This is a genomic window from Streptomyces sp. NPDC059679 (assembly GCF_042734105.1).
GTDB lineage: Bacteria > Actinomycetota > Actinomycetes > Streptomycetales > Streptomycetaceae > Streptomyces.
On sequence record NZ_JBHWES010000010.1, the window covers coordinates 88,513 to 102,608 of the forward strand.

Consider the following 14,096-nt stretch of genomic DNA (forward strand, 5'->3'; position numbering starts at 1 on the left):
TGTGGCGTGCCAATATGGAAAGTCTCGACGGCGTGAGGGGGCGTCAGATGAGCGCCTGGATGCGGTGGCTGCTGGCGGAGGTGGGGTCGCTGGCGGTATTCGGATTGTTCGTGTGGCTGGGGGAGTTGGTGTTGCCCTGGGACCGGCCGGAGCGCATCGGGACGGGTGCGGGGGCTGGAGCTGTGGTGGCTGGGGTGCTGGTGGCGTGGGTGTCCACGCTGTCCGGGTCCCCGGCTCCGCCGCCGCCCGCGCCGCCGTCGCCTGGGGCGGGTTCGGGTGGGCCTACGGCGTCCGGGGAGCGGTCAGTGGCGGTGGTGGACAACTCAGGTGTCATCGTCACGGGTGACGGAGGCACGGTTCAGCGGTGAGCGGGGAGATCGTGCCGCCCGCGTCCGGGGACCGCTCGGCGGTGGCGGGTAGCAATTCCGGGGTGGTCGCGACCGGTGACCACAACCACATCGAGCACCGGACGGTGGTTCTGCCTGCGGGGGGTCTGAGCGCGGCGGTGGCGGATGACGCCGTAGTGCGAGTGAACAACCTCCCGACGCCTGACAGCGCGGTGTTCCGGGGCCGGGATGAAGCGCTGGCCGCGCTGGAGGCGTTACCGGCGGCCGGGGCGGGGGTGGTGGCGCAGAGTGTGCGTGGGCTGGGTGGTGTCGGCAAGAGCACGCTGGTGCTGCATCACGCCCGCCGGTTCCTGGCGACAGGTGGCGGGCCCGTGTGGTGGGTGGATGCCGAGTCCGCGTCCAAGGTGATGTCGGGGCTGGCCGGGCTGGCGACGGCGCTGAACCCCGTGCATGCGGGGCTGCCGCTGGAGGACGCGGCGCAGTGGGCGGTGGTCTGGCTGCAGGGCCGTAGCGGGTGGCTGCTGGTGCTGGACAACGCGGAGGACCCCTCCGACCTCGACCCGTACCTCGGGCCCCTGACAACCGGACAAGTCGTGATCACCACCCGCCGCGATCTTCCCTGGCGCGACCTGGGTACGCCGCTTCGCCTGGACACCCTCACCTCCGAGGCAGCGGTGGACGTCCTGCGGGAGATCACCGGCAGCACGGATACAGCGGGGCTGGCCAGTCTGGCCGAGGAGCTCGGTTACCTGCCGCTGGCGTTGCAGCAGGCCAGCGCGTATCTGGCCCAGACCCGCACCAGCCCCGGTGACTACCTCGCCCAGCTCCAGCAGGACCCGCACGGGGTCCTGGCGGCCGCCACCCCAGGAGACCCCCAGCAGCGCACCATCGCCCAGCTGTGGAGCGTCACGCTGAGCGCTGTGCAGACCGCCGACCCGCACGCGGTGCACCTGCTGCGCATCCTCGCGTACTCCGCCCCGGACCCACTCCCCCGTGCCGTGCTGGACACGGCGCTGGAGACTCGGCGTGCCGTCGACCACGCCCTGGGCGTGCTGGCCGCCTACAGCATGATCACCCTCACCGAGACCACCGTCACCGTCCATCGCCTCGTCCAGACCGTCATCCGCGCCACAACGCCGCGCGCCCTCCTACCGCCTCCTGCCAGGGGGATCCGTCGGCTCCTGCCCGACCGCAGGCCACCCGCACCGCTCCATCCCAGCTCCACCACCCTGGCACTCCTGAACGCGGCGATGCCGTCCGCCAGCCCCGGCGACCTCGACACCTGGCCTGCGTGGCACACACTTCTGCCGCACATCCAAGCTGTAGTTAGCCGTGCTGAGATCAGCGACAGCCATCCTGACCTCGTTTCAGTGCTGGCGCAGTCGGCTTTACACCTGCAGGTACGGGGCCAGGCCGCACAAGCGCTACCGATGGCGAAGCGGGCATCGGCCATCGCCAAAGCAACCCTCGGCCCCAACCACCCCTACACCGCCGACTGCCTGGCCGCCCTTGCCGGGACATTGCGCGTCCTGGGTCGTCCCGCCGACGCACTGCCACTGGCGAAGCGGGCACTGGCCATCACCGAGACAGCTCTCGGCCCCAACCACCCCACCACCGCCGGCCGCCTGGCCAACGTTGCTGCTGCGTTGGGCGATCTGGGTCGCCCCGCCGACGCACTCCCGCTGGCGAAGCAGGCACTGGCCATCACCGAGACAGCCCTCGGCCCCAACCACCCCGACATCGCCCGCCGCCTGGCCAACCTCGGCTGCACGCTCAGCGATCTGGGTCGCCCCGCCGACGCGCTCCCGCTGGAGGAGCGGGCACTGGCCATCACCGAAGCAACCCTCGGCCCCGACCACCCCGACACCGCCACCCGACTGGGCAACCTAGCCGTCACGCTCAGCAAAACGGGTCGCCCCGCGGACGCACTCCCGCTGAAGGAGCGGGCACTGGCCATCACCGAAGCAACCCTCGGCCCCAACCACCCCGACACCGCCACCCGACTGAACAACCTCGGTGCCACGTTTTGCGACCTGGGTCGCCCCGTCGACGCACTGCCACTGGCAGAGCGGGCACTGGCCATCGCCGAGGCGGCCCTCGGCCCCGACCACCCCGACACCGCCACCCGACTGGGCAACGTCGCCGCGCTGCGACGCGTTCTCGCGGGCGAGGACGACGATGACGCCTCGGGCTGAGCGGTGCGACGGGGCCGCGAAGCGCTGCGTCTCAGGCAGTGAGAAATGCCCCGGCCCGCATGGCAGTGGTGAACGAACTCCACGCGGCAGCCGAGAAGACAAGCAATGGACCTGCCGGGTTCTTGCTGTCCCGGACGGGGACGACACCGGCAGTGGTGGCTATGTCGGGAGCGAACTCGACGCACTCCCCTTCGTCTCCGCTGCTGTAGCTGGACTTGACCCATTCAGCGCGGGACAGATCAAGGGCTCTACTCATTGGGCGAATTCCTCCATCACTCTGCGGATCATGGCCAACGACTCCTGCGGAGACAGAGCAGCGGCCCGTAGCCGGTCGTACCTGGCAGTCGCACTCTGCACCTCTTCCGGGGTGTCGGTCATCTGGCCAGCCATCGCCGTATCCGCGTACACGATGCCCGGCCCTTCGTCGAACCTCAGAAGGGTGAAGCCTCCCGGCGTAGGGGGTGCTCCCGCCCCGAACGGTAGTACCTGCAGAGCCACGTGTGGGGACTCGGCTTCGGTCAGGAGGTGAGCCATCTGCGCGCTCATGATGTCGCGCCCGCCCACCTCGGCGCGTAGGCAGGCCTCATACAGGACGCACCACACCAGAGGTGGCGAGTCCTTCTCCATCACCTCGCGCCGCCGCATTCGCCGCTCAACCCTGGCGTCAAGCTTGTCCACAGCCTCCCGTGGATGCGCGGCCCGGAAGACAGCACGCGCGTAGTCGGCCGTCTGCAACATGCCCATGATGAACGTGGCGGAGAAGTTGGAGATGCCTGTCGCCTGCCGCTCCAACTGAACGTACGGCAGGAACCAGGCCGGATAGCCGTGCAGGCTGGCCCACTCCCGGAGCCGCACAAACGTGTCCGGCGTGCCGAAGACCTCGTCGCAGACTCTGGCGAACGACCAGCTGGCCAGCCTTTCCCCCGCCTCCACCTTCGCCACGTACTGCTGCCCGTAGTTGGCTCGCTCGCCCAGCTCCCGCTGGCTCATCCCCGCCCGCGTCCTCCAGGCCCGTACCTCCTTGCCGAAAAACGCGGGTCCGCTGAGCTGGTCCTGCTCCTCGCTCGTCATCTCACTCACCGCGTGGATCTCCCCTCACCCCAGGCCGACTTGGTGTGCCCCCACCCCTGTCGTGCGTTGTCTCTCGACGCAACGCTTGGAGTACACACCGTAATTAAAGCCCGCAAGGCACATCCAAGTCAGAAAGAACCACCCAAAGTAGCTAACACCGAACAGGCGACCGAATGAACGACCAATGCCCCACCTGCCGCCACTACCGCGCGCTGCGCGAACAGGCCAAACAGGCCGGGGACTACAGCAAGGCGACCGACTACGAGGTGCTGCACCGACGCCACCCCGCCCACGCCGTCCACGTGCCTCGACAGTCCGGAGGGCCACGAGCATGAACACCGGAAGGACTGCCCCCGGGCCCGGCCCGGGCCCCGGCCAGGAGGCGTACGACCCGATCAGCGACCGCACAGGCGTGATCCAGGCGATTCACGCCACCACGGAACTGCTCTTCGACCACAGGACAACGGGAAGCCGCGTCGCCTTCCTGCGCCCCGCCCGGGGCGGAGTCGAGTGGACGGCCGATGCCGCCACCCTCCGCTTCCCCCCGGAAGCCAAACCCCGGCCATGAAACCCTGGGCCGCGTGAAGGGGCGGTGCACGGTGTGCACCGCCCCTTCGTACGCCGTGCTCAGGAGGCCGCGATACCTCGGCCCACGCAAAGCAGAAGCCTTCGGCGATCAGTCGCACCGGCCGCACGGGTATCCACGCCGCGAAGCGGACCCAGACCTGCCCAATCCCGGCTCAGGCGCCCACCGGCCACGGTGTGTCCGGTGCGCCGGCGGACCGTACGGCGACTGCCAGGCCGGCCGATCGGTTCGACCCGAGCCGCCCATGTCGCGGCGGTTCAGGAGCTCGAGCTGTACGGAACTGACGTGGAATTCGCCGTTCGCCCGCAAGCGCCCGGAGGCGCACCTGTGGCAACGGCGGAGAACGATCGGCAGGCAGGTGGGCACGGGCGCGACCGCCCAGTTTTTGGACACAGAGTTACACCGCTTCCAGTGAGAAGACCGCAGCGAAAAGGAGCACGGCGCACAGGCGCGACGCGCGACGGATCAGCGCTTGGGGGCTCAACTGGTGTACAACGGCACGTCCTTCACAGGGTGACTGCGGGCGAAAGCACGGTAACGGCACACGGGAGTGCGGCTCCACTGGTTTTCGGGCGAGGTGGCGGCCTACCGCTGTTCGAGTCGCTAGTGGAACCACTAGTTTTTGCCCCATGCCACGAGCCTCACAGGCCCCACAAGCTGCCCCCGGCTCTCCGTCACCCCGGCAACTGCCTCCGCACACCGCCGCCGCGCAGGTGGCCTGGCTGTGTCTGCGCGAGGCGCGCCCCGTGGTTCAGGTGGTGTTTCTGGCGCGCTTCACCGTGGGGGCCCTCGGGGCCTGGCCGGGCGAGCACTTACCGGCCGTGCGGGTCGCCACGGGCGCCCTCGCCTGGTTCTGTGCCACCGCCTCCGCCTATCTGCTCAACGGCATGATGGACCTGCCGGAGGACCGGGCCAACGGCTCGCGGCGACCACTGGCCTCCGGCGTACTGTCGGCCCGCGCCGCCCGCTGGGCCATTGGCCTCCTGACCCCGGCCGCTCTTCTCCTCAGCGCCTTCGACCTGGGGCTTTTTCTTTGCGTGGGCGTAATGCTGTTCCTCGGCTGGGCGTACTCCGCGCCCCCGCTCAGCGCCAAGCGACGCAGTTGGTCCTCGTCGTTGTCGGTGACCGTCACGGGCCTGTGCGCCTATGGGGCCGGGGCGCAGGCCGCGGGAGGTGAACCACGAGCGGGCTTTTGGCTGTTCGCGGCCGTGATGTCGGCGTGGATGGGGCTGGTCGGGGCGTTCGCGAAGGATCTGGGCGACATCCCCGGGGACCGGGAGGGTGGCCGCCGTACGCTCGCGGTGGTGCGCGGCGAGAAGGCGGCTCGTACGGTCACGGCGGTCTGCGCCCCGGCGGTGGGGCTGGCGTTCGCCGTGGGCGCCCTGGCGTACGATCCGCCACTGTTGGCCGCCGCCCTGGTGCTGTTGTGCGGTGCCTGCTGGATCTCCTGGCTGTGCCGGCATCCCGCTTCCGGGCGGGAACGCGCCCCCTACCGCGCCTTCATGGTCTGCCAGTACGCCACTCATCTGGCGATCGCGGCCGTTCTCCTCCTCGGGCCGTAGCAGACGGGCCGGGCCCGCCCGACCGCAACGGGCAAATCCCGCAAACCGGTTGAGCCGCGCCTGACGCCTCGTTAGCCTGCGCAGTCGGCAGTGCCCATCGACCGGAGGAGCGTACGGGCTGGTGTACCGGGCATGACAAGAACAGAGTCCTCCCTCGCCTCCCCCCACTCCGCTCCCCTCCCCCCTCGACTCCTTCTCTCTCCCCAAGGCAGGCAGCATGCTGCGCGGCATCGACGTCAGCTCACACCAGACCTCCTTCGACCCGGACGGGCTCGCCTTCGTCTTCGTCAAGGCGACCGAGGGCCGCTCGTACATCAACCCACGCCAGTCCTCACAGGCGGCCCGCGCCCGCGAGGCGGGGTGCGTGGTCGGCTTCTACCACTTCCTGTGGCCCGGCAATATCGCGGCGCAGGCCAGCTATTTCGTCGAGAAGTGCGCCTCCCAGTCGCATGATCTGCTCGCCGTGGACTGGGAGACCACATCTGAAGGCACCCACGCGAGCAACGCCGAGAAGGACCGGTTCATACGAGAGGTCAAAAAGCTCCGCCCCGGGCACCGGGTGCTGCTCTACTGCAACCGCACCTTCTGGCTGAACATCGACACCACGTCGTACGCCGGGGACGGGCTGTGGATCGCCGACTACGTGGAGGCGGGCAAGCCGCGTATCAAGGCGAGCTGGCGGATCCACCAGTACGCCGAGCACCCGCTGGACAAGGACGTGGCGCGCTTCGACAGCAAGGCCGACCTGCGCGCCTGGGCGCGGAAGGAATAGCAGGCAGCCAGCAGTGCTGTCGGTGGGTGGGCCTACTCTTCCGGTATGAGCTACGCAGACCTGCGCGAACTCCGCAGCGCGCTCACCACCGCGTCGGACATCGCCTTCTCCTTGGACTCCACACCCTCCGGCCAGGAGACCGAGCTGCTGACCGACGCCCTGCGCCGGGCGCTCGCGGCGGCCAACGCGCTGGGGGCGGAGCACGGTGCGACGGGCTGTTCGGAGCATCCGCGCGGTGCCGTCGACCCGCTGTACGGGGACAAGGACGACCCGCTGCCGCCGGGATACGGGCGCTGCCTGCTGTGCAACGACCGCCGGCGGCGGGCCGGCGCACAGCGGCGCGGCGGGCGGTGATCCGCCGGCCGCGCCGCATGCGCTCGCTCGTTCTGTCGTGCCTGGGAGTCGTTCAGCCGCCGTTCTGGGCGGCCCAGAACTCCTCGAAGGAAAGCAGTCCGTCGCCGTTCGAGTCGTGAGAGTTGATCACGGCCTGGGCGACCGGCTCCGTGACATACGGGTCCCCCAGCTGAGCCATCACGCTCTTGTACTCGGCCGCGCTGATCAGTCCGTCCCCGTTGAGGTCGTACCGCTCGAACGCCTTCCGCGCCGCCTCGATGTCCGCCACGTGACCGCCCCTTCTGTGCATTTCTCTGACCCGCACAGATTAGCGGGGCCCGCGCGGCGCCGCGTCAGGCAGCCTTGACCAGGTCGATGTAGCGGTCCCAGTCCCAGTACTTGCCGGGATCGGTGTGGTCGGCGTTCGGGACCTCGTTGTGTCCGATGATGTGGGCCCGGGTCTTGGGCACGCCGTAGCGGTCACAGACGGCGGCGGTCAGGGCCGCGGAGGAGGCGTACAGCTCGTCCGTGAAGTACTCCGGCTTGTCCACCCAGCCCTCGTGCTCGATGCCGATGCTGCGGTTGTTGTAGTCCCGGTTTCCCGCATGCCAGGCGACGTCCTTCTCGCGCACGAACTGCCCGATGTAGCCGTCGGCCGAGGCGACCATGTAGTGCGCGGAGACCTGCTTGGCCGGGTCCTGGAAGATCTTCATCGCGTCCTGGAACGTCTCCTGCGTCACATGGATGACGACGAAGTCGATCGGATACGAGGTGGGGCGGCTGGACACCCGGTAATTCGAGGTGCTGGCCGGGATCCAGTGGGTGGGTGGGTAGGCGACGGCGGCTCGATCGCGTCTGGCGTCGGCACGTGCGGGGGTCGTGGCGGCGGTAGTGAGTCCCGCGGCGGCGGCGAGATAGGCGCCGGAACGCAGCAGGGTACGGCGGGAGGGGGTGGGGGTGGGGGTGCGGCCGTGCGTTTCCATGGGGGGTCTCCCGGAATCCATAGCCGTGACAGTGGGGGTGTGACGCGCGTAGCGCGGTTCCATGGTGAGGTGTCGACAGGGCCATGCCAAGGATTGAGAGGCAAAGAAAGAATTCGCGTCACGGTATGGACCACTGGAAATTCAGCAGCCGGAAAGACGCTATAAAGGAAACCTGCAACTAATACCCAGCATTAGCAAGGCAAGTGTCATACCTCACCTTGGATTGAGTTGGTCGCGGCCTGCGGCCTCTGCGATAGTGAGGCATGCGACCCCCATCGACCCGGGTCAGGTCGTTCACCCCTCTGCCACGGATGACACCCCTTTCACCATCCGCGGCGGATCCGCAAGAGGTCCCGCATCGTCGCGAACCGACGGTGGGGGCCTCTTCGGCATTCAGCAGGCGCTGCCCCCGCCAGGGCGCTCAGGGCTCGGTCACCCGCATCTCGAACCACGTCGTCTTACCGCGCGGCAGCAGATCCGCCCCCCACCGCTGGGCGAGCTGATCCACCAGCCACAGCCCCCGCCCGCTAGTATCGAGCGCGGCCACCGGCATCAGACACGGCAGACCGCGCGACGGGTCCCGCACCTCCACCCGGATCCAGCCACGCCGCCGCAGCATCCGCAGCCCGAAGGTACGGGCGCCGGTGTGCCGGACGGCATTGCCCACCAACTCCGACACCAGCAGCACGGTGTATTCGGCCAGCTGAGGGGTCAGGCCCCAGTCACGCAGCACCACACATTCGGCCAGCCGGCGGGCGGTGCCCGCCGACTCCGGGCGGGAGGGCAGCCGCACCTCGTCGACCGCGGGGTTCCCGAACAGGTCGACCGCCTTGGCGACCGACTCGTCATTGATGGACGGCACCCGCCGAGCCGCGGCCGTACCGGTGCGCTGCGGCTGCTCCATACCCTCCAAGCCCGCCATGCCCCCCATCATGGCCACCCGACTGGCCGTCCGGGGCCGAACCGTGGGATTCCGAACGGCCGGGCCCCAGGCGCCACAAACCGGCTCCAACATATGCCAGAGGCAGCCAGATATCCCAAATACCGCGCCTGACCAGCGATCTCACGGCGCATCTGCGCAATCACCCAGCGTACCGGAGCGGGTTGTCCAAGGACTCGCGAGTGGCCAAACAAATTCGCCCGCACGGGGCATCGCTCACCGAGCAGAGACCCCCACGAAAACCCCCACGGCGCCCCCACCGCAACGCCGTCGGAAGCCCGGACGGCGACGGCCGCCGCCGCCCGGGCCACCGCTCACCGGAACTTGGCCTTACCCGGCCCCTCCTCGACAAAGCTCCGCATCCCGATCTCGCGGTCCTCGGTGGCGAACAGCCCCGCGAACCAGCTGCGTTCGATGGCGAGGCCGGTCTCCAGATCGGTCTCCAGGCCCGCGTCCACCGCTTCCTTGGCCGCGCGCAGCGCGATCGCCGGCCCCCGCGCCAGCCGGGCCGCCCACGCGTGCGCCTGCTCGTAGACCTCCTCCGCCGGTACGACGCGGTCCACGAGCCCGAGCGCCAGCGCCTCGTCGGCCTTGACCTGACGGCCCGTGAAGATGAGGTCCTTGGCGCGGGACGGGCCGATCAGCCGGGACAGCCGCTGGGTGCCGCCCGCGCCCGGGATCAGACCGAGCAGGATCTCCGGCTGGCCGAGCTTGGCGTTCTCGCCGGCGATCCGGTAGTCGGCGCACAGCGCCAGCTCGCAGCCGCCGCCGAGGGCGTAACCGGTGACGGCCGCGACGACGGGCTTGGGGATCCGGGCGACGGCGGTGAAGGAGTCCTGGAGGGCGCGGGACCGGGCCACCATTCCGGCGTGGTCCATGTCCCGCATCTCCTTGATGTCCGCGCCGGCCGCGAACACCTTCTCGCCGCCCCAGATCACCACGGCCCGTACGTCGTCGCGCCCGGTCACCTCCTCGGCGAGCTCCCGCAGCCGGTCCTGTGTGGCGATGTCCAGCGCGTTCATGGGCGGACGGTCCAGCCGGATGGTGCCGACGCCCTCGGCGACCTCGAGGTTCACAGTCATGAGCGCAGGTTAGCGTCCGTTAGCACGCCGCCCACAGCCTCCCCGTGTCCCCGTCCCCCCGCGCCTCCTACGCCCCGCCGCTCCCTGTCATCCCTTTTGGTCGGCCTTCCACTTCGCCCACGACATGTTCCACCCGTTGAGCCCGTTGTCCGGCTGGACGGTGTCGTCGTGCGAGTTTTTCACCACGACCACGTCACCGACGATCGAGTTACGGAAGAACCAGGCCGCCGGGGTCGACTTGTCGCCACCGCCCCGCTGGTCGAAGAGGCCGACACAGCCGTGGCTGACGTTCGCCGAGCCGAAGGTCGGCTTGCCCGCCCAGTAGTTGCCGTGGATGAAGGTGCCCGAGGTGGACAGCCGCATCGCATGCGGCACGTCCTTGATGTCGTACTGGCCGTCGTAACCGACCGTGGCGCCGTTCATCCGGGTCACCGCCAGCCGCTCGCTGATGACCATCTTGCCGTTGTACGTCTCGTAGCCCGGCGCGCCGGAGGTGATGGGGAGCGTCTTGATGGTCTTACCGTCCCGCTTGACCACCATCTTCTTGCTCTTGGCGTCGACCACGGAGACCTGGCTGCGGCCGATGGTGAACTTCACGGTCTTCTTCTGCTCGCCGTACACCCCCGGCCGCCCCTCGACGCCGTCGAGGTCCATGCTCAGGGTGACCTTGGTGCCCGGCGCCCAGTACTTCTCCGGCCGGAAGTCCAGCCGGTCGTTGCCGAACCAGTGGCCCTCGATGGGCACCGACGGCGAGGCCGAGACCTTGATCCCCTTCTCTACGGCCCCCGGGTCGGTGATGCCACGGGTGAAGTGGATCGAGACCGGCATGCCGACGCCGACCTTCGAGCCGTCCTCCGGTGTGTAGACCCCGACGAAGGTCTTCTTGGGCCGGAGCGTGGTGAAGGAGGAGTGCCGGGAGGCGGTCAGCCCCTGGGAGTCCTTGGCGACGGCGTCGACCGTGTAGGTGGTCGCGGAGCTCAGATGCCGGGAGGGCCGCCAGCTGCCGCCGTCCTCGGTGATCTCGCCGTCGATCTCCTTGCCCTTGGGGTCCTTGACCTTGACGGAGGTGAGCTTGCCGTTGTCCGACGTCACCTTGAGCGCCCCATGGGTGTTGACGCCCTTCGCCCCGTCCCGCGGCGTGATCGCCACGACGGCGCGCGAGGTCTTCCGGCCGCCCCCGCCTTTGTCGCCGCTCCCGTCCTTCTTCCCGTCGCCCGACCCGCCGCCCCCACCGCAGGCGGTCGCGAACACCAGCATCCCCCCGGTCAGCAGCGCGAGAAGCCCCTTACGGCCCCGCGCCCTCAACGCCCCTGATATCGGCTGTACTTCCACTACGGCTCTCCCCTCCGCCCGCACCGCGCCCCGCGGCACCCCCGCTGTCTCCCTCTGTGTCCCGCGCACGCGCGCGTTCGACAGGAACTCATACCCACCCGGACGGCGGGGAGTTCGGTCGCGTACGCGCGCGTAGCGATCAGGAAATCACACGCCGCTGACAGCGGGCTCCCGGTTCTATGTCACGGTTCAGTCCCAGGTGAGGGCCCTGACCCCGGGCGCGCCGGGCGAAACGTGAGGGTTGGCCCCATCGCGGGCAGAACAGGAGAGGGCGGCAGCGGCACGGGACGCCGCGCGGTCCAAGCCCCACGGCCGGTCCAAGCCCGACGGCCGGAGCCGCGAACGCCGGAGGCGCTACGTGTCGCAGCATGCAGCCGAGCAGGGCAAAGCGCACAACGGGCTGCCGAGGCCGCGCACGGGCGCGGCGGCCATCGGAGGGGGTGACGAGCGGGCCGCCGGACCAGGCGGCGTACGAGACGACGACCGGGACGGCGTACGAGACGACGATCGCGGCAGCGACCGGGACGGCTTACGGAACGGCCGCCGCGCGGGCTCAGGCCCGCCCGCCGCGCCCGCGCTGCTCCCCGCCCCGTACGGCGCCCCTTACGGCGAGCCGGCCGGGGGCGCCCCCGTATGGCCGGGCAGCGCGCAGCCGCTCGGGGCGCGGGTGCGGACCGGGCCCGGCGGGGTGGTCGGCACCAACTTCGCGCTGTGGGCGCAGGGGGCGGAGGGCGTGGAGGTGTGCCTGTTCGACGACGACGGGGCCGAGACCCGCTGTCCGCTCACCGAGCGGACCCATGAGATCTGGCACGGCTTCGTGCCCGGTGTGCTCCCCGGGCGGCGGTACGGATACCGGGTGCACGGCCGCTGGGACCCGTGGACCGGCGCCCGCTGGAACCCGGCCAAGCTGCTGCTCGACCCGTACGCTCGCGCCGTGGACGGCGACTTCGGGGGCGCGGGGGTGATCCCGCGCGCGTGGCACGGGGCGCTGCCGCCCGAGGTCTACGGCCATGTGCGGGACTGGCCGCAGCAGCACATCGCCGACACCGTGCGCGACGACCGCGACTCGGCGCCGTACGTCCCCAAGGGCGTGGTCGTCGGTGACGACGACCCGGGCGGCCCCGACGGCCCTCCCGACGGCCCTCCCGACGAATCGCCCGACGAATGGCTCGACGACCGGCGCCCGAAGACCCCCTGGGCCGACACCGTCATCTACGAACTCCATGTGCGCGGCTTCACCAAGCGCCACCCCGGGATCCCGCCCGAACTGCGCGGCACCTACGCGGGGCTCGCGCATCCGGCCGCGATCGAGCATCTGACCCGGCTCGGGGTGACGGCCGTGGAGCTGCTGCCGGTGCACCAGTTCGCGCACGAGGACCATCTGCTCCGGCGCGGTCTGCGCAACTACTGGGGCTACAACTCCATCGGCTATTTCGCGCCGCACGGCGCGTACGCGGCGAGCGGCACCCGCGGCGCGCAGGTCGGCGAGTTCCGGCGGATGGTGCGCGCGCTGCACGACGCGGGCATCGAGGTGATCCTCGACGTGGTCTACAACCACACCGCGGAGAGCGGCGAGCTGGGGCCCACGTTCTCGCTGCGCGGCATCGACAACCGCGCCTACTACCGCCTCCAGCAGGACCCGCGCCGCTACGCCGACTACACGGGCTGCGGCAACACCCTGCAGGTGCCGCACCCCCATGTGCTGCGGCTGATCACGGACTCGCTGCGCTACTGGGTGACGGAGATGGGCGTGGACGGCTTCCGCTTCGACCTCGCCGCCACCCTCGCCCGCACCGCGAGCGACGTGGACATGCTCTCCCCCTTCCTGACCGTGATCGCCCAGGACCCGGTGCTGCGCCGGGTCAAGCTGATCGCCGAGCCGTGGGACGTGGGCGCCGGCGGCTATCAGGTCGGCGCGTTCCCCCCGCTCTGGTCGGAGTGGAACGACCGCTACCGCGACGCGGTACGCGACTTCTGGCGCGGCGCCCTGCCCGACGTACGCGACCTCGGCACCCGGCTGTCCGGCTCCAGCGACCTGTACGGATGGGGTGGCCGGGGGCCGTACGCCTCGGTCAACTTCATCACCGCCCACGACGGCTTCACCCTCCGCGACCTGGTCAGCTACGACCGCAAGCACAACGAGGCCAACGGCGAGGGCAACCGCGACGGCACGGGCGACAACCGCTCCTGGAACTGCGGCGCCGAGGGCGAGACCGAGGATCCGGCGGTAGGGGCGCTGCGCCGCCGCCAGCTGCGCAATCTGCTCAGCACGCTGCTGCTGTCCACCGGCGTGCCGATGCTGGTCGCCGGCGACGAGATGGGCCGCACCCAGGGCGGCAACAACAACGCGTACTGCCAGGACAACGAGACCGGCTGGCTGGACTGGACGCTGCTGGAGGACCCGGGCTGGCGCGCGCTCACCGACCTCACCGCCCGCCTGATCCAGCTGCGCCGCGACCACCCCGTACTGCGCCGGCCCGCCTTCTTCTCCGGCCGCGCCCAGGGCCCCGACGGGCTTCGCGACCTGGCCTGGTTCACCGCGGCGGGCACGGAGATGACCGAGCGGGACTGGTACGCGCCGACGGCCGCCGTGGGACTGTACCTGTCCGGCCACGACACCGCGCGGCGCGATGCGCAAGGCGCCCCGGTCACCGACGACAGTTTCCTGGTGCTGCTGCACTCGGGCCCCGCACCGGTGGACTTCACCCTCCCCGGTCAGCCGTGGGCCGCCGCGTACGAACTCCTCGTCGACACCTCGCGGGAGGACCAGGACGCGCCCCCGGGCGCCCGGCATCGCGCCGGTTCACGGATCGGGCAGCGCGAGCGCTCGGTGCTGCTCCTACGCGCCGTCACGGCCGTGGAGGAGGACCGGAAAACCGAGTGAGCGCTGTCA

General features: G+C 70.2%; 15 protein-coding genes. 7 read left to right on the forward strand and 8 right to left on the reverse strand.

Annotated features, from left to right (window positions below; translation table 11 throughout):
* Positions 1-43 precede the first annotated feature (43 nt).
* A complete protein-coding gene (locus ACFV2X_RS14230) occupies positions 44-340 on the reverse strand; it encodes a hypothetical protein (RefSeq protein WP_385615765.1) in 297 nt (98 codons plus the stop codon).
* Between the two features lie 24 nt (positions 341-364).
* Between ACFV2X_RS14230 and ACFV2X_RS14235 the strand changes: the two genes are divergently transcribed.
* Positions 365-2,542: a tetratricopeptide repeat protein gene (locus ACFV2X_RS14235; RefSeq protein WP_385615768.1), complete on the forward strand. Its 2,178-nt coding sequence runs from the start codon at positions 365-367 to the stop codon at positions 2,540-2,542.
* 31 nt (positions 2,543-2,573) lie between these two features.
* Here ACFV2X_RS14235 and ACFV2X_RS14240 read toward each other — a convergent pair whose 3' ends face one another.
* The gene (locus tag ACFV2X_RS14240) at positions 2,574-2,798 is read right to left on the reverse strand and encodes a DUF397 domain-containing protein (protein WP_385615770.1); all 225 of its coding nucleotides are present in this window, start codon (positions 2,796-2,798) and stop codon (positions 2,574-2,576) included.
* Positions 2,795-3,613, reverse strand: a complete 819-nt coding sequence (locus ACFV2X_RS14245) for a helix-turn-helix domain-containing protein (protein ID WP_385616017.1) — start codon at positions 3,611-3,613, stop codon at positions 2,795-2,797. The genes ACFV2X_RS14240 and ACFV2X_RS14245 overlap by 4 nt, the downstream gene beginning before the upstream one ends.
* 173 nt (positions 3,614-3,786) lie before the next feature.
* On the opposite strand from ACFV2X_RS14245, the gene ACFV2X_RS14250 reads away from it, so the two are divergent.
* From ACFV2X_RS14250 to ACFV2X_RS14270, 5 genes are all read left to right on the forward strand, one after another.
* Positions 3,787-3,948 carry a hypothetical protein gene (locus tag ACFV2X_RS14250; protein WP_385615773.1) on the forward strand — a complete coding sequence of 54 codons (162 nt, stop codon included), beginning with the start codon at positions 3,787-3,789 and terminating at the stop codon, positions 3,946-3,948.
* Entirely contained in the window at positions 3,945-4,181 is a 237-nt protein-coding gene (locus ACFV2X_RS14255; protein WP_385615776.1) for a hypothetical protein, read from the forward strand. The genes ACFV2X_RS14250 and ACFV2X_RS14255 overlap by 4 nt, the downstream gene beginning before the upstream one ends.
* 647 nt (positions 4,182-4,828) lie before the next feature.
* Positions 4,829-5,761: a UbiA family prenyltransferase gene (locus tag ACFV2X_RS14260; protein ID WP_385615779.1), complete on the forward strand. Its 933-nt coding sequence runs from the start codon at positions 4,829-4,831 to the stop codon at positions 5,759-5,761.
* A 217-nt stretch (positions 5,762-5,978) separates the two neighbouring features.
* Positions 5,979-6,533 carry a glycoside hydrolase family 25 protein gene (locus tag ACFV2X_RS14265; protein ID WP_089511037.1) on the forward strand — a complete coding sequence of 185 codons (555 nt, stop codon included), beginning with the start codon at positions 5,979-5,981 and terminating at the stop codon, positions 6,531-6,533.
* A gap of 45 nt (positions 6,534-6,578) precedes the next feature.
* Positions 6,579-6,887 carry a hypothetical protein gene (locus ACFV2X_RS14270; RefSeq protein WP_385615782.1) on the forward strand — a complete coding sequence of 103 codons (309 nt, stop codon included), beginning with the start codon at positions 6,579-6,581 and terminating at the stop codon, positions 6,885-6,887.
* A gap of 52 nt (positions 6,888-6,939) precedes the next feature.
* Here the strand turns inward: ACFV2X_RS14270 and ACFV2X_RS14275 are convergent, their stop codons facing one another.
* From ACFV2X_RS14275 to ACFV2X_RS14295, 5 genes are all read right to left on the reverse strand, one after another.
* On the reverse strand, positions 6,940-7,155 hold the full coding sequence (locus tag ACFV2X_RS14275) for an EF-hand domain-containing protein (protein WP_089511039.1): 216 nt from the start codon (positions 7,153-7,155) through the stop codon (positions 6,940-6,942).
* A 64-nt stretch (positions 7,156-7,219) separates the two neighbouring features.
* Entirely contained in the window at positions 7,220-7,849 is a 630-nt protein-coding gene (locus tag ACFV2X_RS14280) for an N-acetylmuramoyl-L-alanine amidase (protein WP_385615786.1), read from the reverse strand.
* A 421-nt stretch (positions 7,850-8,270) separates the two neighbouring features.
* Complete coding sequence (locus ACFV2X_RS14285) at positions 8,271-8,783, reverse strand: ATP-binding protein (protein ID WP_385616020.1); 513 nt, start codon at positions 8,781-8,783, stop codon at positions 8,271-8,273.
* Between the two features lie 320 nt (positions 8,784-9,103).
* A complete protein-coding gene (locus tag ACFV2X_RS14290; RefSeq protein WP_385615789.1) occupies positions 9,104-9,871 on the reverse strand; it encodes an enoyl-CoA hydratase/isomerase family protein in 768 nt (255 codons plus the stop codon).
* A gap of 87 nt (positions 9,872-9,958) precedes the next feature.
* Positions 9,959-11,203 (reverse strand): Ig-like domain-containing protein, encoded by a 1,245-nt coding sequence (locus tag ACFV2X_RS14295; protein ID WP_385615791.1) that lies wholly within the window; start codon positions 11,201-11,203, stop codon positions 9,959-9,961.
* A gap of 577 nt (positions 11,204-11,780) precedes the next feature.
* On the opposite strand from ACFV2X_RS14295, the gene glgX reads away from it, so the two are divergent.
* Positions 11,781-14,087 (forward strand): glycogen debranching protein GlgX, encoded by a 2,307-nt coding sequence (gene glgX / locus ACFV2X_RS14300; protein WP_385616023.1) that lies wholly within the window; start codon positions 11,781-11,783, stop codon positions 14,085-14,087.
* Positions 14,088-14,096 lie beyond the last annotated feature (9 nt).

Coding starts and splice junctions, on each gene's coding strand:
- ACFV2X_RS14280 (WP_385615786.1), bottom strand. CDS start 7,849: ATGGAAACGCACGGCCGCACCCCCACCCCCACCCCCTCCCGCCGTACC.
- ACFV2X_RS14265 (WP_089511037.1), top strand. CDS start 5,979: ATGCTGCGCGGCATCGACGTCAGCTCACACCAGACCTCCTTCGACCCG.
- ACFV2X_RS14270 (WP_385615782.1), top strand. CDS start 6,579: ATGAGCTACGCAGACCTGCGCGAACTCCGCAGCGCGCTCACCACCGCG.
- ACFV2X_RS14260 (WP_385615779.1), top strand. CDS start 4,829: ATGCCACGAGCCTCACAGGCCCCACAAGCTGCCCCCGGCTCTCCGTCA.
- ACFV2X_RS14240 (WP_385615770.1), bottom strand. CDS start 2,798: ATGAGTAGAGCCCTTGATCTGTCCCGCGCTGAATGGGTCAAGTCCAGC.
- ACFV2X_RS14245 (WP_385616017.1), bottom strand. CDS start 3,613: ATGACGAGCGAGGAGCAGGACCAGCTCAGCGGACCCGCGTTTTTCGGC.
- ACFV2X_RS14255 (WP_385615776.1), top strand. CDS start 3,945: ATGAACACCGGAAGGACTGCCCCCGGGCCCGGCCCGGGCCCCGGCCAG.
- ACFV2X_RS14290 (WP_385615789.1), bottom strand. CDS start 9,871: ATGACTGTGAACCTCGAGGTCGCCGAGGGCGTCGGCACCATCCGGCTG.
- ACFV2X_RS14250 (WP_385615773.1), top strand. CDS start 3,787: ATGAACGACCAATGCCCCACCTGCCGCCACTACCGCGCGCTGCGCGAA.
- ACFV2X_RS14285 (WP_385616020.1), bottom strand. CDS start 8,783: ATGATGGGGGGCATGGCGGGCTTGGAGGGTATGGAGCAGCCGCAGCGC.